This is a genomic window from Enterobacter sichuanensis (genome assembly GCF_009036245.1).
GTDB lineage: Bacteria > Pseudomonadota > Gammaproteobacteria > Enterobacterales > Enterobacteriaceae > Enterobacter > Enterobacter sichuanensis.
In genome coordinates this window covers 1,674,996-1,697,015 of record NZ_CP027986.1, presented here as the reverse complement: position 1 = coordinate 1,697,015, position 22,020 = coordinate 1,674,996, and the positions used below count along the sequence as shown (strand labels likewise).

General features: G+C 59.7%; 26 protein-coding genes. 5 read left to right on the top strand and 21 right to left on the bottom strand.

All coding sequences use genetic code 11. The features are described from left to right. The first annotated feature begins 62 nt into the window (after positions 1-62). Entirely contained in the window at positions 63-1,559 is a 1,497-nt protein-coding gene (locus tag C1N69_RS07995) for an NCS1 family nucleobase:cation symporter-1 (RefSeq protein ID WP_155030961.1), read from the top strand. A 99-nt stretch (positions 1,560-1,658) separates the two neighbouring features. Then, a complete protein-coding gene (gene guaD / locus C1N69_RS07990; RefSeq protein WP_155030960.1) occupies positions 1,659-2,978 on the top strand; it encodes a guanine deaminase in 1,320 nt (439 codons plus the stop codon). Here guaD and uraH read toward each other — a convergent pair. After that, positions 2,958-3,281 carry a hydroxyisourate hydrolase gene (gene uraH, locus C1N69_RS07985; protein ID WP_045284659.1) on the bottom strand — a complete coding sequence of 108 codons (324 nt, stop codon included), beginning with the start codon at positions 3,279-3,281 and terminating at the stop codon, positions 2,958-2,960. The genes guaD and uraH overlap by 21 nt on opposite strands. Beyond that, positions 3,278-3,778 carry a 2-oxo-4-hydroxy-4-carboxy-5-ureidoimidazoline decarboxylase gene (uraD, locus tag C1N69_RS07980; protein WP_155030959.1) on the bottom strand — a complete coding sequence of 167 codons (501 nt, stop codon included), beginning with the start codon at positions 3,776-3,778 and terminating at the stop codon, positions 3,278-3,280. Before uraD ends, uraH begins: the two co-directional genes overlap by 4 nt. Before the next feature lie 238 nt (positions 3,779-4,016). Between uraD and hpxO the strand changes: the two genes are divergently transcribed. From hpxO to C1N69_RS07965, 3 genes are read left to right on the top strand one after another with little or no spacing between them, the layout of a single operon-like run. Beyond that, positions 4,017-5,171, top strand: coding sequence for an FAD-dependent urate hydroxylase HpxO (gene hpxO / locus C1N69_RS07975; protein ID WP_155030958.1), 1,155 nt, complete (start codon positions 4,017-4,019; stop codon positions 5,169-5,171). A 17-nt stretch (positions 5,172-5,188) separates the two neighbouring features. Further along, positions 5,189-6,223, top strand: a complete 1,035-nt coding sequence (gene hpxD / locus C1N69_RS07970; RefSeq protein ID WP_095451671.1) for a molybdenum cofactor-independent xanthine hydroxylase subunit HpxD — start codon at positions 5,189-5,191, stop codon at positions 6,221-6,223. An 11-nt stretch (positions 6,224-6,234) separates the two neighbouring features. After that, positions 6,235-7,170 (top strand): PDR/VanB family oxidoreductase, encoded by a 936-nt coding sequence (locus C1N69_RS07965; protein WP_155030957.1) that lies wholly within the window; start codon positions 6,235-6,237, stop codon positions 7,168-7,170. Positions 7,171-7,253: 83 nt separating this feature from the next. Here the strand turns inward: C1N69_RS07965 and cobT are convergent, their stop codons facing one another. The 19 genes from cobT to C1N69_RS07870 are packed head-to-tail and all read right to left on the bottom strand — an operon-like array spanning position 7,254 to position 22,014. After that, positions 7,254-8,309 (bottom strand): nicotinate-nucleotide--dimethylbenzimidazole phosphoribosyltransferase, encoded by a 1,056-nt coding sequence (gene cobT, locus C1N69_RS07960; RefSeq protein WP_094918280.1) that lies wholly within the window; start codon positions 8,307-8,309, stop codon positions 7,254-7,256. Positions 8,310-8,320: 11 nt separating this feature from the next. Beyond that, positions 8,321-8,932 (bottom strand): histidine phosphatase family protein, encoded by a 612-nt coding sequence (locus tag C1N69_RS07955; protein ID WP_155030956.1) that lies wholly within the window; start codon positions 8,930-8,932, stop codon positions 8,321-8,323. 3 nt (positions 8,933-8,935) lie between these two features. Continuing rightward, positions 8,936-9,694 carry an adenosylcobinamide-GDP ribazoletransferase gene (gene cobS / locus C1N69_RS07950; protein WP_155030955.1) on the bottom strand — a complete coding sequence of 253 codons (759 nt, stop codon included), beginning with the start codon at positions 9,692-9,694 and terminating at the stop codon, positions 8,936-8,938. Next, positions 9,685-10,236: a bifunctional adenosylcobinamide kinase/adenosylcobinamide-phosphate guanylyltransferase gene (gene cobU, locus C1N69_RS07945; protein ID WP_045284666.1), complete on the bottom strand. Its 552-nt coding sequence runs from the start codon at positions 10,234-10,236 to the stop codon at positions 9,685-9,687. The genes cobS and cobU overlap by 10 nt, the downstream gene beginning before the upstream one ends. Then, entirely contained in the window at positions 10,233-11,756 is a 1,524-nt protein-coding gene (locus tag C1N69_RS07940; RefSeq protein WP_155030954.1) for a cobyric acid synthase, read from the bottom strand. Before C1N69_RS07940 ends, cobU begins: the two co-directional genes overlap by 4 nt. Then, complete coding sequence (locus C1N69_RS07935; RefSeq protein ID WP_155030953.1) at positions 11,753-12,571, bottom strand: energy-coupling factor ABC transporter ATP-binding protein; 819 nt, start codon at positions 12,569-12,571, stop codon at positions 11,753-11,755. The genes C1N69_RS07940 and C1N69_RS07935 overlap by 4 nt, the downstream gene beginning before the upstream one ends. Positions 12,572-12,582: 11 nt before the next feature. Continuing rightward, positions 12,583-13,260: an energy-coupling factor ABC transporter transmembrane protein gene (locus tag C1N69_RS07930; RefSeq protein WP_155031911.1), complete on the bottom strand. Its 678-nt coding sequence runs from the start codon at positions 13,258-13,260 to the stop codon at positions 12,583-12,585. Further along, positions 13,247-13,528, bottom strand: coding sequence for an energy-coupling factor ABC transporter substrate-binding protein (locus C1N69_RS07925; protein ID WP_059385510.1), 282 nt, complete (start codon positions 13,526-13,528; stop codon positions 13,247-13,249). The genes C1N69_RS07930 and C1N69_RS07925 overlap by 14 nt, the downstream gene beginning before the upstream one ends. A gap of 1 nt (position 13,529) precedes the next feature. Continuing rightward, positions 13,530-14,267 carry a cobalt ECF transporter S component CbiM gene (cbiM, locus tag C1N69_RS07920; RefSeq protein ID WP_088244150.1) on the bottom strand — a complete coding sequence of 246 codons (738 nt, stop codon included), beginning with the start codon at positions 14,265-14,267 and terminating at the stop codon, positions 13,530-13,532. Further along, positions 14,267-14,977, bottom strand: coding sequence for a cobalt-factor II C(20)-methyltransferase (locus C1N69_RS07915; protein WP_025755932.1), 711 nt, complete (start codon positions 14,975-14,977; stop codon positions 14,267-14,269). The genes cbiM and C1N69_RS07915 overlap by 1 nt, the downstream gene beginning before the upstream one ends. Next, complete coding sequence (gene cbiK, locus C1N69_RS07910; RefSeq protein WP_155030952.1) at positions 14,974-15,768, bottom strand: sirohydrochlorin cobaltochelatase; 795 nt, start codon at positions 15,766-15,768, stop codon at positions 14,974-14,976. Before cbiK ends, C1N69_RS07915 begins: the two co-directional genes overlap by 4 nt. A gap of 10 nt (positions 15,769-15,778) precedes the next feature. Continuing rightward, a complete protein-coding gene (locus C1N69_RS07905) occupies positions 15,779-16,564 on the bottom strand; it encodes a cobalt-precorrin-6A reductase (protein ID WP_155030951.1) in 786 nt (261 codons plus the stop codon). Further along, on the bottom strand, positions 16,561-17,286 hold the full coding sequence (locus tag C1N69_RS07900) for a precorrin-3B C(17)-methyltransferase (protein ID WP_155030950.1): 726 nt from the start codon (positions 17,284-17,286) through the stop codon (positions 16,561-16,563). Before C1N69_RS07900 ends, C1N69_RS07905 begins: the two co-directional genes overlap by 4 nt. Next, positions 17,286-18,341, bottom strand: a complete 1,056-nt coding sequence (gene cbiG / locus C1N69_RS07895; protein ID WP_155030949.1) for a cobalt-precorrin 5A hydrolase — start codon at positions 18,339-18,341, stop codon at positions 17,286-17,288. The genes C1N69_RS07900 and cbiG overlap by 1 nt, the downstream gene beginning before the upstream one ends. Beyond that, a complete protein-coding gene (locus C1N69_RS07890; protein WP_047958201.1) occupies positions 18,322-19,095 on the bottom strand; it encodes a cobalt-precorrin-4 methyltransferase in 774 nt (257 codons plus the stop codon). The genes cbiG and C1N69_RS07890 overlap by 20 nt, the downstream gene beginning before the upstream one ends. Continuing rightward, entirely contained in the window at positions 19,088-19,657 is a 570-nt protein-coding gene (locus C1N69_RS07885; RefSeq protein ID WP_155030948.1) for a decarboxylating cobalt-precorrin-6B (C(15))-methyltransferase, read from the bottom strand. Before C1N69_RS07885 ends, C1N69_RS07890 begins: the two co-directional genes overlap by 8 nt. Then, positions 19,647-20,252 carry a cobalt-precorrin-7 (C(5))-methyltransferase gene (locus C1N69_RS07880; protein WP_155030947.1) on the bottom strand — a complete coding sequence of 202 codons (606 nt, stop codon included), beginning with the start codon at positions 20,250-20,252 and terminating at the stop codon, positions 19,647-19,649. Before C1N69_RS07880 ends, C1N69_RS07885 begins: the two co-directional genes overlap by 11 nt. Next, positions 20,246-21,385: a cobalt-precorrin-5B (C(1))-methyltransferase CbiD gene (cbiD, locus tag C1N69_RS07875; protein ID WP_095440963.1), complete on the bottom strand. Its 1,140-nt coding sequence runs from the start codon at positions 21,383-21,385 to the stop codon at positions 20,246-20,248. The genes C1N69_RS07880 and cbiD overlap by 7 nt, the downstream gene beginning before the upstream one ends. Next, positions 21,382-22,014, bottom strand: coding sequence for a cobalt-precorrin-8 methylmutase (locus C1N69_RS07870; RefSeq protein ID WP_025755940.1), 633 nt, complete (start codon positions 22,012-22,014; stop codon positions 21,382-21,384). Before C1N69_RS07870 ends, cbiD begins: the two co-directional genes overlap by 4 nt. Positions 22,015-22,020: the final 6 nt, after the last annotated feature.

The following is a 22,020-nucleotide window of genomic DNA, read 5'->3' as shown; positions in this document are numbered from 1 at the left end:
TGGATCCTGCAACACCGTTTGCACTCCCACTCAACGGGTTTTCATTCACAGGAGCAGGTTTCATGCCAAACAGTCAAAATACACCACAGGGTACGGCCGCTGATTCCGGTGCGGTTTACAGCCCACGTCTTTGCAATGAGGATCTGGCACCGACGCGTGACCAGAACTGGAGCTGGTACAACATCTTTTCGTTCTGGATGTCGGACGTGCACAGCATGGGGGGGTATGTTGTCGCCGCGAGCTTCTTTACGCTCGGGCTGGCAAGCTGGCAGGTGTTGCTCTGCCTGCTGGTGGGAATTTGTATTGTGCAGCTGTGCGCCAATCTGGTGGCGAAACCGAGCCAGATGGCGGGCGTGCCCTACGCGGTGATCAGCCGTCAGGCCTTTGGCGTCTTCGGGGCCAATATTCCGGCGGTGATCCGCGGGCTTATCGCCTTTGCCTGGTACGGCATTCAGACCTATCTGGCCGCTAACGCGCTGATGCTGGTGGCGCTGAAGTTCTGGCCGTCGCTCTCTTCGCTCACCACCGGCGCGTTCCTGGGCCTGTCGCATCTGGGCTGGATCTGCTTTGCCATTATGTGGGTCCTGCAGGCGATGGTCTTCTGGCACGGCATGAGCGCCATCAAACGCTTTATTGATATCGCCGGTCCGGCGGTCTATGTAGTCATGCTGGCCCTTGCCGGCTGGATTGTATACAAGACCAGTTTTGACGGGATCTCCTTTACCCTCGCCAGCAAGTCCCTGAGCGCGGGCGAGCAGACCTGGCAGATGATCACCGCGACGGCGCTGGTGGTCTCCTACTTCTCCGGCCCGCTGCTCAACTTTGGTGATTTCTCCCGCTACGGGAAGAGCATGGGTGAGATCCGCCGTGGTAACCGCTGGGGCCTGCCGTTTAACTTCCTGCTGTTCTCCATCGTCACCGTGGTGATTGTTTCCGGTACCCAGTCGCTGTTTGGCCGCATGATCACCGATCCGATTGAGACCGTCAGCCGCGTGGGTAACGATCTGGCGGTGGCGATTGGCCTGTTGACGATGATCACCGCCACCATCGGGATCAATATCGTGGCGAACTTCGTCTCTCCGGCGTTTGATTTCTCTAACTGCTCGCCGCAGAAAATCAGCTTCCGCACCGGAGGCATGATTGCCGCCGTCGGCTCGATCCTGCTCACCCCGTGGAACCTGTTTAACTCGCCGGAGCTTATCCACTACACCCTCGACGTGCTTGGGGCGTTTATCGGCCCGCTGTTCGGCATTCTGATTGCCGACTTCTACCTGATTAAACGCGGCAAGGTGTCGGTCGACGATCTGTTCAACGACACGCCAGAGGGCAAATACTGGTACCGCAACGGCTTTAACCCGAAGGCCATTGGCGCGCTGATCCCCTCCGTTGCCGTGGGTCTGGTGATTAGCTTTATTCCGGCCCTGCATGAGGTGGCAAACTTCAGCTGGTTTATCGGCGTCTTCCTCGGCGGTGTAACCTACCGCTGGCTGGCGCGGGAAGAGCGCGAGACGGCAAAGGCGACGTCGTTCAGCTCCCGCGTTGCGACGCAAAAAGAGTAACCCTTCCCTTCCGGCCGCAGTTTATCTGCGGCCTGTTCAATCTGGCACCCTTCTTGCTGAGCCTTATCACCCCGCTACGCACACACTAAGGCAGGAACCATGATGGATTACCAGACAGCGATCCGCGGTGCATTTTTTGACATTGCCCAGGTCTGCGACAGCGCAGACGCGATTGCCCAACACGCGCGCTATCTTGAGGACGGGGTGCTGTTTATCCAGAACGGAAAAATTCTGGCGCACATGTCCTGGCAGGAGGGCGAGCAGTATCTTGACCCGCACAAAGGTTACACCGACCTGCGCGGCAAGCTGCTGCTGCCCGGATTTATCGACACCCACATCCATTACCCGCAAACGGAGATGATCGGCGCGTTTGGCGAGCAATTGCTGGAGTGGCTGACGACCTATACTTTCCCGGTGGAGAGCCAGTTTGCCGATGAAGCCTACGCGAAAGAGATTGCCGAATTTTTCATTAACCAGCTGGTCAGCAATGGCACCACCACCGCGCTGGTGTTTTGTACCCTGCATCCCGAATCGGTCGAGGCGCTGTTTACCGAAGCCCTGCGCCTCAACATGCGCCTTATCGCCGGCAAGGTGATGATGGACAGGCACGCGCCGGACTACCTGAGTGAAGATCCCAAACAGAGCTACCGGCAAACGCGGGCGTTGATCCAGCGCTGGCACCATCGGGGGCGGCTGGGGTATGCCATTACGCCGCGCTTTGCCCCGACCTCATCCCCCGAGCTGCTTGCCGCGGTCAGCCTGCTCAGAGAGGAGTTCCCGGATACCTGGCTGCAGACCCATCTGAGCGAAAACCCCAACGAAGTGGCCTGGGTGAGCGATCTCTGGCCGGAACACGAGCGTTATCTGGACGTGTATCATCACTACGGTCTGACCGGCGAGCGCAGCGTGTTTGCCCACGGTATTCATCTGCACCACAGCGAGTGGCAGTGCCTGCATGACACCGGTTCGGCGGTGGCGTTTTGCCCCACCTCTAACCTGTTTCTCGGCAGCGGGCTGTTTCGCCTGCCCGCCTGCTGGCAGCACAGGGTACGTATGGGCATCGGCACCGACGTGGGGGCGGGCACCACCTTCAGCATGCTGCGCACGCTGGGGGAAGCCTATAAGGTCGGCCAGCTTCAGAACTACCGCCTGCGCGCCAGCGAGGCGTTTTATCACGCCACGCTGGGCGGGGCGCACGCGCTGAGGCTCGACGATAAGATTGGCAACTTCACCCCCGGCAAAGAGGCGGATTTCGTGGTTATCGACCCTGACGTGACGCCGCTGCAGCGCCTGCGCAATCGCCGCTGCAGGGATATTTACGAGCAGCTTTTTGTCCTGATGACCCTGGGTGACGAGCGCAACATCAGCGAGACCTGGGTCAACGGCGAGCAGGTGTGGTCAACTACCCCGGTAGGTTGACCACCCGCCGGGGGCAATCACAAACGGCAGATGGAAGTGCTCCTCTGCCGTTTCTCCCGTCACAAAATCAATTTGCGCGCAGGGCCAGATCGTGTCGCGGCCGGTGTCGCGAAACCATGCGCCGATCTCCGCCACCAGCCGGTAACGGCCTGCGGGCAGAGAGGGAACGAACGCGGCGATGCGCCCCTGCGCGTTGGTTACTCCCGTGGCGAGCGTCTTCCCCTCCTGTTGAAGATGGACGGTCACGCCCTCTGCAGGTTTGCCCGTTGAGATATCCAGAATATGCGTGCTTAACGTACTCATTCGCTAATGACTCCTTCCAGCCGTAGCAGCGTAATTTCCCGTAACTGTTCCAGCGCGGCACGGACCTCCTGCGCGTCACTGTTTTCCAGCCGCGCGTGCAGCGCCTGTAACATCTCCTCACCGCTGCGGCCTTTGGCGCGGATCAGAAAGACCCGTCCAAAACGGGCTTCGTAGCGGGCGTTGGCCTCGCGTAACGCCTGCGCAAGCCCGGCATCGCGGTCATTCACCGCACCCTGCTCCTGGCGCGACAGCGCTGCCTCCGCCCCGGTGCCCGCGGGCTTTTCGCCAATGCGCGGGTGCGCGCTCAGGGCGAGGGTTAATGCCGCGTCATCCCAGGTTTGCGTCAGGGCCTGCGCCGTGATGAACAACGCCTCCCGGCTCGGGTAAGGCCGCCCGCGAACCAGCGCGTCGGCCCAGCCGGGGATCGCCACGCAGGGATGAAGCAGCGCCACCGCGTCGTGGGCCGGAAGATGATTAAAGTCGTGCAGTGCGATCATAGCGTCTCCTGTGGTGTCCTTTTCCAGGCTGTTGCACAAACCACGCCACAGTTGTCCCGGTATGAAACAGTCGATTCCGGATGCGTGAAGCGGAAATTTTTGATTCAAAAAAAGGCACGCTCACCGCGTTTACGCACCTTAGCAGTGCAAGTACCGCTCTTACAACGCCGTTTTCGCCACGCTGCAGCCTGGTACGCAAATTGCTGAATACCTTTACCCCCAGCAAAAGGAGAGAAGCATGAGAGCAATCGTCATTGGCGCGGGTATTGGCGGCCTGAGCGCCGCTGTCGCACTGAAGAAAGCGGGAATCGACTGTACCGTATTTGAAGCCGTAAAAGAGATCAGGCCCGTCGGGGCGGCCATCTCCATCTGGCCTAACGGCGTGAAATGCATGCAGCACCTCGGGTTGGGGGAGATCGTTGAGACGTACGGCGGGCCGATGCGTTTCATGGCCTATAAAGATTACCGGCGCGGCGAGACCCTGACCCGCTTCAGCCTTGCCCCGCTGGTTGAGCGTACCGGAGGGCGTCCCTGCCCCGTCTCGCGCACTGAACTCCAGCGCGAAATGCTGGAGTTCTGGGGACGCGATAACGTGCAGTTCGGCAAGCGCGTCGAACACGTCCATGAAGACGACGCTGGCGTGAGCGTGACCTTCACCGATGGCACCATGGCGCACGGGGATTTTCTGATTGCCGCCGACGGCGCCCACTCGGCGGTTCGCCCGTACGTGCTGGGCTATACACCGGCGCGCCGCTATGCCGGTTACGTGAACTGGAACGGGCTGGTGAAGATTGACGAAGAGATTGCACCGGCTCATCAGTGGACCACCTTCGTTGGCGAAGGAAAACGCGTGTCGCTGATGCCCGTCTCCGGCGGACGGTTTTATTTCTTTTTTGACGTGCCGCTCCCGTTGGGCCTGGCGGAGGATCGCACCACCCTGCGCGCCGATCTCACGGGCTACTTCCGCGGCTGGGCGCCGCCGGTGCAAAAGCTTATCGCCGCGCTCGACCCGCAGACCACCAACCGCATTGAGATCCACGACATTGAGCCGTTCGACACGCTGGTGCGCGGCAACGTCGCGCTGCTGGGCGATGCCGCACACAGCACCACGCCGGATATCGGTCAGGGCGGCTGTGCGGCCATGGAAGATGCGGTGGTGCTGGGTCAATGCCTGCGTGAAAACCATAACGTGACGCTGGCGCTGCGACAGTACGAAGCGCTGCGCTGCGACCGGGTGCGCGACCTGGTGCTGAAGGCGCGTAAACGCTGCGACGTGACCCACGGCAAAGACATGGCGCTGACGGAGGCCTGGTATCAGGAACTCAAAGAGGAGACCGGAGAGCGCATCATCAACGGTCTGTGCGACACCATTCAGGGCGGCCCGTTAGGCTGAACGCAAGAGGGATGAACATGAAAAGAGAACCGACCCCACCCGCCCACTGCACGTTTGAGCCAGAGGACTGGCTGCGTCTGGCGAAATGCTGGCATCCGGTCGCCAGGGCCTGCGACATCGGCCCGGCGCCGGTTAAAGCGACCCTGCTGGACGAACAGCTGGTGATTTACCGGATCAACGACCAGGTCGTGGTCGCCCGGGACGTGTGCCCGCACCGCGGCGTGCCGCTGACGCTCGGCTTTCACGATGAGCACGGGATTATCTGTCCCTATCATGGCCTGCGTTTTGGGGAGGACGGGCGCTGCAACCGAATTCCGTCCAGCCCCGACCAGCCCGTTCCGGCGAAGCTGAACCTGATTAATTACGCCGTGGAGGAGCGCTTTGGCCTGATCTGGACCTGCCTGGCGTTTGATCCGGATAATCCCGCGCCGCTGCCCACCCTGCCGCACTGGGATGACGACGGATTTCAGCAGATTAACTGCCCGGCGTTCGAAGTGAATGGCTTCGCCGGGCGTCAGGTGGAAGGGTTTCTGGACGTGGCGCACTTTGCCTGGATCCACACCGATACCTTTGCGGACCCCAACAACACGCTGGTCCCTGACTATCAACCCCAGGAGACGCCGTTTGGCTTTGTTGCCGATTACTGGAGTACGGTGAGTAACTATCCTCCCGCTTCGGATGTGCAGGCCCCGGAGGGCTTCCGCTGGTTGCGCCATTTTGAAATGCACCTGCCGTTTACCGCCACCCTGACGATCCATTTCCCGGGGGAATCCCGGCTGGTAATCATGAATGCCGCGTCGCCCGTTTCCTCACGCGTGACCCGCATGTTCGCCCCTATCGCGCGCAATTTTGATCTGCATATTCCGGTGGAAGATGTGCATGCCTTTAACCTGCGCATCTTTGAAGAAGATCGCCTGATGGTGGAAACCCAGCGCCCGGAAAGCCTGCCGCTGGATCTCACCCTGGAAGCGCATATCCCCGCGGATAAAAGCTCGATTGCCTACCGCCGGGGACTGAAGAAGATGGGCTTTGGCGCATTTTTCCTGGTATGACGGAGGCCCGTATGCTGAACGTGATTGTTGACGGACTGTGGCGCGAGGGGGACAAGAGCCTCGCCGTCAGGCTGGTGGCCGAAAACGGCGAAGCGCTGCCGGCATGGCAGCCCGGGGCGCACATCGACGTGCATCTGCCCTGCGGAGTTATTCGCCAGTACTCCCTGACCGGGGCGTGTGGCGATGAGGGGTATCTAATCTGCGTGGGGCGGGAAGCCGCCTCGAGGGGTGGGTCGCGCTACGTTCACGAAACGCTACGTCCGGGGCAGAAGCTGCTGATTTCGGCCCCGCGCAATCTGTTTCCGCTGGTGCAGGCAGAACGGGTTTTATTGCTGGCGGCGGGGATTGGCATTACGCCGCTGTACGCGATGGCCCTGCAGCTGAAGGCCGCCGGCACGCCGTTTTCGCTGCACTACTACGTCCGGGACCAGCAACGCGCGGCGTTTGCCCGCGCGCTTTCAGCGTGCGATGCGTGCGTCATCCATACTGACAGCCCGCGCACCACGCTGGACGGGCATCTCCCGATGCCTGAGCCGGGGCTTCACGCCTGGATCTGCGGACCCGCAGGGTTTATGGAAAAAGTACGTGAGGTCGCCACGGCGAAAGGCTGGGACGACGCCCATCTTCACAGCGAGGCGTTTCAGCCTGCTGCGCCCGCAAGTGGCGGTGCAGCGGGTGAGATCTTTACGGTCAAACTGGCCTCCACCGGCGAGCGCTGGCCGGTCCCTGCGGATAAGACCATCGCCCAGGTACTGCAGGAACATGGCGTGGACGTACCGCTTTCCTGCGAGATGGGGATCTGCGGCGCCTGCCTGACGCCAGTGATTGACGGCGTGGTGGATCACCGGGATAGCGTGCAGTCAGAGGCAGAAAAAAGCGCGACGGAGCAGCAGGTGGCGCTGTGCTGCTCGCGAAGCCATTCCGGGGAGCTGGTGATCGGGCTGTAACCCCCCTGAAAACGCTTTCTTGCCGGGTGGCGCTGCGCTTACCCGGCCTACAATCCGCAACAAATCAAACGTATCGCATTCCGTCACGCCGGAACGGGCAACTCAATGCCGCTTTGCGCCAGTAGCCCCATCTCGCAATACATCGCGCATGCCGCACTGACAATAGACATTGCCAGCGCGGCACCGCTCCCTTCGCCAAGACGCATGTCAAGATGGATAAAGGGCGCCAGCCCAAGGTGCTCCAGCGCACGTCTGGCCCCTTTTTCGGCGGAAAAATGAGAGGGAATACAGTAGTTCTTAACTTCTGGCGCAATCTGACAGGCGGCGATGGCTGCGGCATACGAGAGAAAACCGTCCAACACAACGGGCAGTCCGCATGCGCCAGCGCCTAATATCACCCCGGTCATACCCACCAGGTCATAGCCGCCAACTTTGGCCAGAACGTCAACCGCATCGCGCGCATCCGGCTGGTTAATGCGTATCGCCTGCCGAACAATGGCTTCCTTATGCTGTACCCGGTCCTGCGGCAAATTTGCCCCAATCCCCACCACCTCATGCGGATCGCTGTCGGTCAGTACGCTGATGATTGCCGAGGCCGGCGTCGTGTTCGCAATACCCAGCTCGCCAACGCCAAAGACGGAAATCCCCTCCTGAGCACGTTTTTTAACGAGGCTGGCGCTCGCCAGCAGCAGGTGTTCGGCATCCTGACGGCTCATCGCAGGCCCCTGGGCGATATTCCCGCAGCCACGAGAGAGTTTAAGGCTGAGCATATTGTCAACAGGCTCACCGTCAATGCCGATGTCAACGGGGAGTACCGACGTCTGGCTAGTGCGGGCCAGCACACATACCCCGGTCAACCCCTTTTGCATATTGACGGCCTGAAGCCTGGTCACCACTTTCGGCGTCACAGCCACGCCTTCATCAAACACGCCATGGTCGGCGCACATCACGATAATCTCTTTTTGCAGATTATCGAGCCTGTCGATTCCCCCCATTCCCGCAAGCTGTATTGCCAGACTCTCCAGCCGACCGAGGCTGTTTGTCGGCTTGATTAAGCCATCAACATGCCGCGAGGCCGCCTGAATCTTCTGTTTATCAAGCGGTCTGATGGCCGCCGCCAGCGCCTTCACTGTCCCCATCCTCATCACCCTCACTCTTCAGTTTGCCAAACGCTTCTGCCATTAAATACGCGTAATACCCAATGCCCGGCCCGATTTTCAACGACCGTGTAGGCATCATGACTGAACGGGAAATGCCACATCGCTGCCGGGGGCATCCCTAACCAGGTTGCCAGCAGCAGGCTCAGCACGCCCTGATGGGCCACAATGAGCATCTCTTCGTGCTGCTGCAGTTGACTCATCTCATCCGCCGCCGCCGCCCTGACACGTGCGGCGAAATGCGGGAAGGCTTCGCCGCCGTCGGGCGTGGCGTTTTGCCAGTCATCCATCCAGCGCTGCCACGACGCGGGATTTTCTTTTTCAATGTCGCTGTAGTGCCGCATCTCCCATTTGCCAAAATCCAGCTCGTTAAGACGCGCATCCACTTGAACATCATGGGCAGTTGGCACGATAAGCCGCGCCGTTTGCTGAGCACGCTGCAGCGCGCTGACGCGCGTTTGCCCGAACGCGACCCCGGCCAAAAACCCGGCAACACGCTGGCTTTGCGCAATGCCCTGCGGCGAGAGCGACAAATCGGTACTCCCGTAAAATACACCGCTGAGGTTAGCGGTGGTTTGACCGTGCCGGACCAGAAAAATACGCATACGTCAGACCCACAGAAGCGCCAGAAGGAAGACCATTTCGCCTATCTCCTCCATCGCGCCCAGGGTATCCCCCGTTAGCCCGTTCAGTCGGCGGCTTAAAAAAGTCTTTACCGCGTTGACGACAATCCAGGCGATGATGCTGGCGACAAGCCCCTGCATCCCCGCCATCAGCCCCACGAGCGCTACGCCGATGCAGAGGGTGATGATGGTCTCTTTGCCGCTGATATGGCCGAGATAGGCGTTTGCCATGCCAGCACCCTCACGCGCATAGTGCTGCCGGTACATGGCCAACACCATTCCCGTGCGCCCGACGATCGGCGCACACACCAGCAGTGCAAAGAGGGTATTAACGGGAAGATGAGCCAGGGAGATCGCCGTAGCGACTTTGATAAGGATGCAGAATACGATGGCCAGACCGCCGTAAGTCCCCAACCGGCTATCGCGCATAATCTCCAGCATCCGTTCACGGGTGCGGGCAGAAAAAACGCCATCGCAGGTGTCCGCCAGACCGTCCAGATGAAACCCGCCGGTCAGCAGCACCAGCGCCAGCACCCAGGCAACCGCACCGATGATGATGCCCCCGCCGGTCTGGCTCACCGCCAGATAGCTTACGGCGGCCAGGCCGCCAACGATCAAGCCCACCACGGGGAACCAGGGAACGCCACGGCCATACTGCGAAAATTCAACGCCGTCGCTCCATTTTTGCGGCACCGGTATACGGGTAATAAATCCCAGCGTCGCCCACAACATTTTTAACGACATTTAATCTTTACTCCAATTCCCGAGACAACCAGCCACACGTCCTGCGCCGCCCGCGCCAGCTTCTGGTTCGCGCGCCCGGCAATATCAACAAAATGACGCGCCAGCCGATTCTCTGGCGTAATGCTCATGCCCAGCTCATTGGTCACAATATAAACCGGCGCCGCCGACTGCTGACAGGCTGCAATCAGGTCGTCCACCTGCTCTTGCAACACCGCCTCAAGCGCGGAAAAATCGAGGGTTTCTGGCGACGCGCCGCCGCTGGCGTCATAGAGCAGGTTCGACAACAGGGTGGTGACGCATTCCAGAACAACGCCTTCGCCCGGCTGCACCTGGTGGCGAATCACATCACCCAGATCGCGATACCCTTCCCAGGTTCGCCAGTGCGCAGGACGCTGGGCGCGGTGCTTGTCAACGCGCAGCGCCATCTCTTCATCGGTAATCACTGACGTCGCGATATACAGCACGCGTTCGCACTGTTGCGCCGCCAGTTGTTCGACGTGCGCACTTTTCCCGCTGCGCGCGCCTCCGGTGACTAATATCATGCGCCCACCTCCTGATGCTCCCGCATTATTTGATAGATCTTCTCAATATCAATATGTTCTCGCATCGCGCTCGCCAGGATATCAAACTGTTGTGCTTTATAAGCCGCGTAATCTACCGCAACGTCTAATGGCGCCAGTCCTTTGCGCTGGCGTAAGCCATCCACCATGGCGCGCGTGAACGCATCGTTATCGAATAACCCATGGAGATACGTTCCTATCACCTTCCCGTCAGCGCTGATGGCACCATCGGCTATGTGCGTGCCCCCTTTTTCCAGAAACAGCGCCGGGTCACCGTCGGAGATCAGCCGGGTCTCTCCCATATGAATCTCATAACCCTGCACCTTCATGCCTGATAACGGGGCAAGCCACGTCGGCAGCGCCGACGCCATCCGCCCGGAAACCTGCGTCGTGGTTTTTCGCTGCGCAAAGCGAGTCACGGTATGAAGTAGACCCAGTCCTGGCTGGGTTCCTATTCCCGATTCCACCTCATCAATGATGGTGTCGCCAAGCATCTGGTAGCCGCCGCAAATGCCCATGACGGGCACGTTCTGTTGGTGGGACTGCAGCACCGCGTGCGCCATGCCGCTTTCCCGCAGCCAGGCCAGATCGCCCAGCGTATTTTTACTGCCGGGGAGAATCACGAGGTCAGCCCCCGCCAGCTCCTGGGGAGAGCGAACATAGCGCACGCGAACATCGGGCTGCGCCGCCAGGGCGTTAAAGTCGGTGAAGTTGGAGATATGCGGAACCTGCACCACGGCAATGTCGATATCACGCGGCGCGGTTCGCAGGTATTTTCCCTTTTGCAGCGCCACGCCGTCCTCATCTTCCAGATCCACATCCAGCCACGGCATAACGCCCAACACCGGCACGCCGGTCAGGTTTTCTATCTGTTCAATGCCCGAACAGAGCAGCGCAACATCGCCACGAAATTTATTGATGATGACCCCTTTCACGCGCGCCCGCTCGTGGTCGTGCAGCAGCGCCAGCGTCCCGTAGATGGCGGCAAACACGCCGCCTCTGTCAATGTCCGCCACGAGGATCACCGGGCACTGCGCCATTTCGGCCATCCCCATATTGACGATATCGCGATCGCGCAGGTTAATTTCCGCCGGGCTACCCGCGCCTTCCAGCACCAGCACGTCATACTCTCTGGCCAGGCTGTTATAGACATTACGGATCTGCTCCCGCAGACGCGGTTTGTACGCGTGGTAGCTGACCGCGTCCATATCGGTCGCCACCTGCCCCATCAGCACCACCTGCGCTTTACGGTCACTGGTCGGTTTTAACAACACCGGATTCATCCGTACGTCTGGCGTGATCCCCGCCGCCTGGGCCTGAAAAATCTGCGCGCGGCCCATCTCTTTTCCCTCAGGGGTGATACCGGAATTGAGCGCCATATTCTGCGATTTAAACGGCGCGGTACGCAGGCCATCCTGATAAAAAATCCGGCACAGCCCAGCCACCAGGACGCTTTTACCGACGTCAGAAGCGGTTCCCTGCAACATAATTGCCTGCGTCATGAGGCCTCCTTCATTACGTTTTTTTGTCGCATACGGCTGAAAAATTCATCTTCGGTTTTGCATAACGGCAGGCCAAGTTGCGCATGCAGTTTGACGAGCCAGGGCTGCGTTAATCCGGCCCGTTCAATCAGTTCGCTGCGGGCAAACACCTCGCCCGGCGCACCGTGCGCCAGCACTTCTCCCTGACGCAGCACGTAGACGGCATCGCTGACCTCGTAAATCAGGTCAATATCATGACTGGAGATCACCACGTGGTTCCCCTGCGCCACAATACGTCTGATAATCTCGATCATCTGCGTGCGTCCTGAAGGATCAAGCCCGGCCGTGGGCTCGTCCAGCAGAAGATAGCGCGCCCCCAGTACCAGTGCCCCAGCGATGGCGACTCGCTTCTTTTGCCCATGGCTCAGGCACTGGATCGGCTGCTGACGAAAACGCTGCGCGTCGACCAGCGTCAGCGCATCGTCGACGCGCCGCGCGATCTCCGGCTCCGCCACCCCCAGGTTGCGCAGGCTGAAGGCGATGTCGCTATCAATATCGGTATAAAAGATCTGCTGATCGGGGTCCTGAAACACCGTTGCGACCTGTTGACGGAGCGCCAGCAGTCCGCGTTTGCTGTAGTCCAGCGGCTTCCCCTGCCACAGAACCGCCCCCTGCTGCGGCCTCAGCAGGCCGCTCAGGTTCATAAATAACGTCGACTTTCCGCAACCGTTAGCCCCGACCAGCCCGGTGACGGCATGGGTCGAAAAATCCAGCGTCAGCCCTTTAAGTACCTGCGCCTTCTGATAGCGAAACCAGAGATTGGCGGTGGTCAGCATTGTGCGATTCCTTACAGGGGAAAATCACCCTGGTAGAGTTTAATATCCAGCGTGGTCGCCATCTGTTGATAGCGAATCAACACCCGGGTAAACAGCAAACCGACCAGCATCGCCAGAGAGCGATAGCATTTTGGCAGGCTGCGATAGCCAAAACGCAGGGTCTGCGCGCGATGAATCGCCAGCGCTTCGTCCAGCAAAATAAAAATAAAGCGCCAGGTCAGCAGAATCTGTTCGGTAAGCAGACGCGGCACGCGCGCCCGCTTAAGCAGTACAATCAGCTGCGGAAACGGCAAGTTCAGTACCAGCCAGAACGTCGCCGCCAGCGCGGCAAGGCTGCGCAAGAAGGTTTCACTGGCGGCGGTCATCCCGGAAACGGTGATCCCCAGCCAGTAGTGCCCCACGGGGACGCTGACCGCCAGCGTGTGCGGGTCTCGGGTGACGCTAAAGAGGATCGTCAGTACCCCGACCAGCAGAAAGCCAAACGGCAACGCCATCCAGCGGCACCAGCGCCAGAAGCTCATACGCAGCAGCCAGCAGGTCAGTCCCGCCGTCAACGCCAGTACGATCCCCTGTCCCAGCGGCGGCAGTACAAACGCCAGCATCATCAGCGCCATCCAGAGCAGAAACTTGCGTTCCGGCGCAACGTGAGCCCAGCGGCTCTGGTAGCTAAGCCTGTCAAGCCCGGTCATCACGGCGCTGTCTGCCTTTGGTGTAGCCCAAAATATAGAAAATCACCGCTGCGCCAATGGAGCCCTGGAGCGTAAACAGCAGGCTTTCAATTTCGCCGCTGGCGGGTTCATAGAGCGGCGTGAACCATGGCGTGTAATGCGGCGCCACAACCTGGATTTGATTTTCGGCTTCACCATCCGAGCCGCCAAACTCCCCCCCGTGATCGATAAAAAATGGCAGTACGATCAGGACAAGCACCATCGCCAACAGCATCAGCGTTTTTTTCATCTCAGTATCCTTGTGCGGTAATCAGCTGACGTTTGGTCAACTGGTCATAAATCATGACGGTTAACAATCCCTCTGCAATGGCGATGGGGATCTGCGTCAGGCAGAAAATGCCCATGAATTTCACCATCGAGCCCGTGGTACCCGTCACCGGGTCCGGGAACGCCGCGCCAAGCTGAACCGAAGTCACAAAATAAGTCACCAGATCCGCCAGCATCGCGCACAAAAATACCCCGACATCACGACGGAGCCCGGCACGGCAGGCCATCTTCCACACCATATACCCAACAACCGGCCCAATCACCGCCATCGACATGCCGTTCGCGCCAAGCGTGGTCAAACCGCCGTGTGCCAGCAGCAGCGCCTGAAACAACAGCACGATGGCGCCGAGGATGGCGACGACCCCAGGCCCGAACAGAATCACGGCGAGTCCCACGCCGGTGGGATGCGAGCAACTGCCGGTTACCGATGGGATCTTCAGTGCCGACAGCACGAAAATAAATGCCCCGCACAGCGCCAGCAGGACTTTCTGGTGGCTATCCTCCTGCACGATACGGCGCAAGCGCACCAGTCCGTACCACAAACACGGTAAGAAGAGCAGCCACCACGCCAGCGCCCACATCGGCGGTAAAAACCCTTCCATGATGTGCATTGCGAACGCCTGCTCCGGCACCACCATCAGCAATAGCGCCGCCGCCAGGCCACCAAATGACAGCTGTTTAAGCTGTTGTTCGAGTTTCATTACGCATACTCCCACTGTTTGTTGACCAGAATGGTCGAGAAATAGGGTAACGGCTGGTCATCAGCAACCTCATCCAGATGCCGCCAGCACTGCTCGCCAGGGAGCGTGGCCTCTGACATCATCAGCGCACAGTTCAGCAACCCGGCCTGTGCCAGCAGCGCTTTGATGCGCGCAAACCGGCCATACACCTTCATCAGCACCAGACTGTCGTGCTGCTGCAGCGCCTGTGCAATCTCCGCTTCCGGCGCGGTACAGGCGATCACCGCCAGCGACTGCTGTTCCATCGCCAGCGGCGTTTTGGACCGCGCGGCAATCGCGGCAAACGACGTCACCCCGGGCACAATTTCCAGCCAGTCCGGATTGCCGATGCGTCGCAGTAAGAACACCCAGGTGCTGAACAGCATGGCGTCGCCCAGGGTGATAAAGCCAACCTGTTTTCCGTCGTTCACCGCCCTGACTAACGCGTCGGCCACCTCATCCCATACCGCCTCTTTTTCAGCATCGTCGGCGCTCATGGGAAAATGGCAGCAGCGGATGTCGGTCTGTTGGCCGATAAACGGCCGGACGATAGAGAGCGCCAGGCTATCGCCGCCTTTGCGGCCGGCCGGGGCATAGAGAATATCCAGCGAACCGAGGATACGTGAGGCGCGCACGGTGATAAGGTCAGACGCGCCCGGCCCGGTACTCAGGGCGTACAGTTTGCCGCTCATGCTGCCTCCTCCATCGCGACGCTCAGCGCCTGCTGCAGATGGGCGACGAACATCGCGCGCACCGCCAGGTTTTCTCCCAGCCCGCTCAGCCACGGCGTCGCCGCGATCCCGGCTGCGTTAAACAACGTCTTCCAGGAATCCTCGGCATCAGAGGCCATATCATTAATGGCGTGATCGCCTGCCACCAGCATCAGCGGCATCAGATGCACGGCGGTGACGCCCTCTTTAGCGAGGCTCTCAATCAGGATGTCGACTTCCGGGTAACTCTCCACCGCACCGACGCGGGCAGGGAAACCCTGGACCATCATCATGTGGTCAAGGCAGGCATAGGCCGCAAAGGCGTGATGGCTGGCGCCGTGGCCCATAAACACCACTTTTTCCGTGGCACCAAGCGCTGGCATCTGCTGTTGCAATGCGCATATCAGCTGCGCGTAATCGTCGTGGCTGCTCAGGAGCGGTACCCCCAGCGTCAGGCGGGTAAACAGCGGGCGCAGGCTCTGCACTTCACGGACGATTTTCTCGTACTCATCGCCGTTGATGATATGCAGGGACTGAATCGCCACATCCTGATATCCCTGAGCCGCAAGCTTTTTCAGCGCCTGCAGCGGCGTATCGATCTCAATGCCGTCACGCTGTTTCAGCTTGCGAATAATCATCCCGGAGGTGAATGCCCGAAACAGCTCACGGTCAGGACAGCTTTCCGCCAGCGTACGCTCGCAGGCCACAATGTTCTTCTCGCAGGTATCGTGGTAGCTGGTACCAAAGCTGACCACCAGAAGCGCCTTTTTCATCACTATCTCCTTAAGCAACGGCCATCCAACGCGCTAAACGCCTGGCGAATGCGGCCTGACTTTCCAGTAACTCGTCTCCCGTCACCAGCGGTGCCGGGCGTGTAATCACGATGCAGGGAATGCCCGCATCCAGACAGGGTTGAACCTTTTCCCGATAACCGCCTTCCGCCCCGGACGCTTTGGTTATCATCACGTCAGCCCGGCACTGACGATAAAACGCCGCGTTAAACTCAGCGCTGAATGGTCCGCACAGGGCGAAAATCTCGGTAACACCAAAGCCAAGCCCGGCGCATTGCTCAAGGACCTCGGGCACCGGCAGTACCCGGGCCAGCAGCGTTTTCTCCGGCAACGCGGTACGCCAGCGCGCCAGATCTTTACTCCCGGTTGTCAACAGCACGCGTTCGCCAAGACGCCGCGCGATGTCGCAGGCCTCTTCAATTCCCGGCACGCTGTAGAGCAGCGGATGCGTCAGCTCGCTGAGCTGTTCAGGGCGTTGATAGCGGCTATGCAACACGCCTGCCGTCTCACAGGCCGTCAGGATGTTGCGGCTGACCACCTCAGCGTAGGGATGCGAAGCGTCAATCACCCAGCGGGTCCTGTTTTCCGTAAGCCAGTCAACCATCTGTTGCGGCTCCAGACGACCACAGCGCACGCGCCCCTTAATGTCGCCCGCCAGCCGCTGCCCGGTGGGCGTCGCCACCGACAGGGTGTAGGCCACGCCAGCCGCATCCAGCTGATGGCAGATCGCGCGGGCATCGCTGGTGCCCCCCATGACCAGCACGTCGCCATATTTCACAGCACATAACCCCGCGGTGTGATCATTAGCCCCTCCTGCACATACGTGGCTTTATTTCCGACAATCACCAGACTCGTCATATCGACCGGCTCAAAGTCCATGTCACCCAGCGTGGTTAGCCACTTCTCCTGCTTTTTACGCCCGGCAGATTTCACTACCCCTACCGGCGTTTGCGGACTTTTACTGGCGCGCAGCAGCTCAAATGCGCGTGCCAGATGGCCCTCGCGACCCCGGCTGCGCGGGTTATAGAAACAGATGACAAAGTCCGCTTCTGCCGCGGCGACAATGCGTTTTTCGATGACGGGCCACGGCGTCAGCAGATCGCTTAAGCTGATGTGGCAAAAATCGTGCATCAGCGGTGCGCCAAGCAAAGAGGCGGCGGCGATACTGGCCGTCATCCCGGGGATCAGGCGAACCTCAACGTCCAGTTTCTGTTTGCTGACCAGCTCCAGCACCAGCCCCGCCATGCCATAAATACCGGCGTCGCCGCTGCTGATAAGCGCGACATTATGCCCGTCCTGCGCCAGCTCAATCGCCGCCTGGCAGCGTTCAATCTCCTTACACATACCGGTTTTGATAACCTGTTTATCACCCGTGAACGCCTTCACCAGATGGGTGTAGGTTTTGTAGCCAACGATGATTTCTGCCGCCTGTAACGCATCTACGGCTTCCATGGTCATCATGGTCTGCGAGCCCGGGCCGATTCCAATTACGGTTAACATCAGTGTGAAACTCCCAAAGTGATAGTGACGCCCTGTTCGCGCAGGGTTTCTCCTCGTAGTTGCCCATGGCTCAGCAGCCACGCTGCCGGACCCGAGACGCTCCCCACCCCAACCGTCTGGCGTACAAAGGATGAGGCCGCAAAGCGATGTTCGTGCTCACGCAGCGCGTCAGCGGTAAAGGTTTCAAAAGGAACACGCCAGCAGGCGGCAAGCTGAAGCAGGCCCGCTTCGTCTTTTTTAAGGGAGACGCTGCCAATCGCTTTCAGCGCCAGCGGATCGAACTGCTGCGCCTCAAGCTGACGCGACAGCAGCGTCGCCAGTAGCGAATACGGCGTATTGCGTCGACAGCCGATGCCTGCCACAACCCGCTGCGGGACCAGCTTCCAGTGCGGCAGCGGCAGTTCCGGCAACGTATTTCGCAACGTAATACACACCAGCGCATCCAGTTCAGGGAGGTGCTGCAGGTCGCTCACGGTAATAAATCCGCGCCGATCGCACTGACTGACGTCGTTATCGAGTTCGACATCCCACCACAGCCCTACCCGCTGGTGGCTCACCAGCATCTGGTTGACGATTTTTACCGTCGTTCGGAAATCGCGCATTCGGGCATTGAGCTGAATGGCAAGGGTATCCAGCGCGGCCATCTCGTTGACGTCCGTGGCGGTGGTTATCACCGGGTCAGCCCCCAGTATTCCCGCCAGGTAGCGAGTCAGCGCATTCGCGCCGCCGGCATGGCCGGAAAGCAGGCTAATCACGTGCTGCCCACGCTCATCGATCACCACCACCGCCGGGTCGCTCAGTTTGTCGTCGATCAAAGGCGCCAGGACGCGAACCGCAATGCCGGTTGCGCCGATAAAAATCAGCGCCGGGTAGTGCGTGAACGCCTCGCGAAGCGCCGGGGCAAAGCCGCCGTTGAAGGAGACAAAGCCCTCTTCCTGCAAATGCTCGCTGGCAAAGCAGGTTACCGGCAGCATCAATGCCAGGCGTTTCGCCAGCTGTACGCCACCCGGCGTCAGGCAAAACAGCGCGATGGACTCAGGCCTGGCGGTATTCATGGCTAAAATCCGCAGCATAGAGTTTTGAGTAGTGATACTCCTCGCCCAGGAACTTCCCGACCAGAATGAGCGCCGTTTTGCGGATCCCCGCCTCGCGTACCTTGTCGGCGATATCCGCCAGCGTGCCGCGTACGGTGTGGCTTTCCGGCCAGGTCGCTTTATAAATGACGGCAACGGGCGTGGTGTCAGGGTAGCCACCTTCTATCAGACGTTCCGCCACCCGGTGAATACGCTGGACCGAGAGATAAATCGCCATGGAGGTCTGATGGCTGGCAAATGACTCCAGCTGTTCACGCGCCGGTACCGGCGTACGGCCTTCGAGGCGGGTAATAATCAGGCTTTGTGAGACTTCAGGAACGGTGTATTCGACCCCAAGCTCCGCCGCGGCGCCGAGGAAGGCGCTGACGCCGGGCACCACCTGCCAGGCAATGCCGCGTTTGGTCAGCTCTTCGCCCTGCTCACGGACGGACCCGTAGAGCGAGACATCACCGGTTTGTAAACGTACCACCGTTTTTCCGGCCTTCACGCCTGCCGCCATCAGGTCAAGGATCTGTTCTAAATGGAGTTCCGCGCTGTCGTGGCATTCGGCTTCCTGCGGGCAATAGGCCAACAGTTCGGTATTGATAAGCGAACCGGCATAGATAACCACCTGCGCCTGCTGCAGCAGCCGATATCCCTTGAGCGTGATGAGTTCACGATCGCCGGGACCTGCACCGACAAACCACACACAACGGGAATCAAACGTCTCAGACATGGTGTTCTTCCTTCTGACAGGCGATAACATAAACAGGATTATTCGGTTTGAAATAGTGGCCGCTGCCGAGCGAGGTCAGCGCGGAGCTCTGCATTTGCAGGCAATCAATGTCCTGCACGCCGATCTGCTGCAAATGGGTCAGCGCGGTGGTGAGGTTTTCCATCAGGATAAAGGTCATGACCAGACGTCCGCCTGGATGTAACTGGCACATGGACCAGTCAATAAGCGATGTCAGATGGCCACCGCTGCCGCCCATAAATACCGCATCGGCCTTATCCGCCACCGGTAACGGTGCAACGCCCGGCAAAATCGTGATATTGCGACAGGCAAAATGCTGGCAATTTTCCGCAAGCAGTTGCAGAGCCGCAGGGTTACGCTCAATGGCCGTTACGCGCAGAGAGGGAAACAGCAGCGCAGCCTCTATCGACACGCTCCCGGTCCCCGCGCCTACATCAATCAGATGGCTGACGCGGTGCAGCTCCAGTTTCGCGAGGGCAAGCGCGCGTACCGCCTCTTTGGTCATCGGCACCGTTTCGCCGCGCAGAAACAGTTCATCTTTCATCGAGGATCACCAAAGCATTCATTTCATAGTCAGCGCTGACCTCACTGACGGTAAGCCAGTGGATCCGTTCGTTTTCCATCGCCAGGTTTTCACCAATCACCATCCAGCGATGCCCCTTACCGCGTGCGATCAGCTGCGCGGCAATCTCTTTCGGCCCACACTGGCTATCGGTGACCATCGCCACTTTGCGATGCCGTACCAGTTCATCAATATTCACGCTGCGGCCATGGCTGCTGGTGAGCCATATATCATTCATATCAATGCCCGCCTGCGCGCACAGGTACTGCACCGCGCTGATGCCGGGAATCACGCGCACGCGCGCAATACCAAAATGCGCCACCATCCGCGATCCGATGCCGTAAAACAGCGGATCGCCGGAGGCGACAATCACTACCTTTTTCTCCTGACGCGCCTCAACCCAGGCCAGCAGCTCCGGAATGTTGGCGCCGAGGACAAACGTCTCGCCGCCAAACGCCGGAAATGTCTGCAGGTGGCGTTTTCCGCCAACCAGCGCATCGGCGTGCTCAACGGCGTCTCGCGCAGCGGGCGTCATCAGGGAGAGTCCCGCTGGCCCCATTCCCACGACCGTTAACATTGCAGCTCCCGGGCTATCGCCTCGACCGGGCGGTTGCTGCCCAGCACCTGGTTATCAAAGGAAAACAGAATGGCGTCACAGGCCGGCGGATTTTTGGTAAAACGCAGCATCTGCATCACGCGCAGGCAGATACGTTCGGCAAGGTGGCTGTAAAGAACCTGAAAACCCCAGGTTTCGATATGTTCCATCGCCGCTTCGGTGGTATCGCAATCGCTGACGGCGGTCAGTAATTCCAGCGGCGCGCCGAGTAGCGCCAGATGCGCCACCAGCGTTTCCATGCGCGCATCAGCGATATGGCTGTGGGTGTGGAAAATCCCGGCGGCAACTTTGATCAGTTTGCCAGGATGGCCGACCAGCACTATCTGGCGAAATCCCAGCCGCACCGCCTCTTCGATCATGTAGCCGACAAAATTGCTCATGGTGACCACGACATCTTCATCGATGCCCATCTGCTCACGCACAAAACGCTCGCCATGATTGCCCGGTACCAGCACGACCCGTTCCAGCCCGGCCGCGCGTTTAATCTCCAGATCAAGAGAAAGCGATCGTTTCCAGCTCTCCTCTGACATCGGAGTCACAATGCCAGTTGTGCCGATGATCGAAATGCCGCCCAGGATCCCGAGGCGTGAGTTGTAGGTTTTCCGGGCCCGTTCTTCCCCTTCAGGCGCAAAAATTGTGATGTCGGCCCCGCGGGTTGGGCCAATCGCCTCACGCACCGCGGTTTCAATGGTGTGACGCGGTGTGCGGTTGATCGCCGCGCTGCCGAGGGGCAGGCCAATGCCTTTGCGCGTCACGGTCCCTACGCCCTCGCCGCCCGACAGCGTAATCTCGCCGCTGTCGTTGAGCGTCACGCGAGCAAAAATCAGCATGCCGTGCGTGGCATCGACGTCATCACCGCCGTCTTTGCGGATGGCGGCAATCGCCTGCTGTCCTTCAATGTGCGGCGATTCCACGTTCAGACACAGCGTAACGCCGGAGGGCGTGACAATGGAGACCTGATGAATGAGGTGCTGGCGCAGCACCATCAGCGCGGCGACTTTCGCTGCCGCGGTCGCGCAGGAACCGGTGGTGTAGCCTTTGCGTAACGCCTTCCCGTTATGCCATACCGGGGCATCGAAGGTTGAATCGCTCATCGCGCCCCCTGCAGGTAATAGAGCATGGCGTTCACAATCGCTGCTGCCACATTGCTGCCGCCTTTGCGCCCGAGTGCCGCAATAGCGGGCAAATGGCTGTGCGTCAGCGCCTCTTTCGATTCCGCCGCCCCCACGAACCCCACCGGGACGCCCACCACGCCGCTGACGGCTACATCATGCTCAAGCAGGCGAAACAGTGCCGTTGGCGCATTGCCAAAGACGAAGATCTTCTCACTCCCTTCCGTCACCGCGATATCCACGGCCGCCATCGAGCGGGTGATTCCCTGTGCTTTTGCCTGTGCTACCACCCGCGGGTCGCTGATATAGCAACGACATTCGCCCCCGAATGTGGCCAGCAGCGTTTTGTTGATCCCGGAGAGCGCCATCGTGGTATCGGTATAGATGACGGAGGGGCGACGGAGCGCCGCGCAAAGCTGCTCTATGGCGTCATCTGAAAACCAGAGAATATCCAGCCAGTCAAAATCTGCAGTGGTATGGATTACCCGCTTGACGATCGCCTCATGCAGCGGGCTGGCGAACCGGTACTCCGGCCGCGTTTCGCGAATGATCTCGCCAATGATGTCGAAACTTTTGGCTTCAATCGCCTGGGGTTGCTGGATGTATTGCATTGTCTC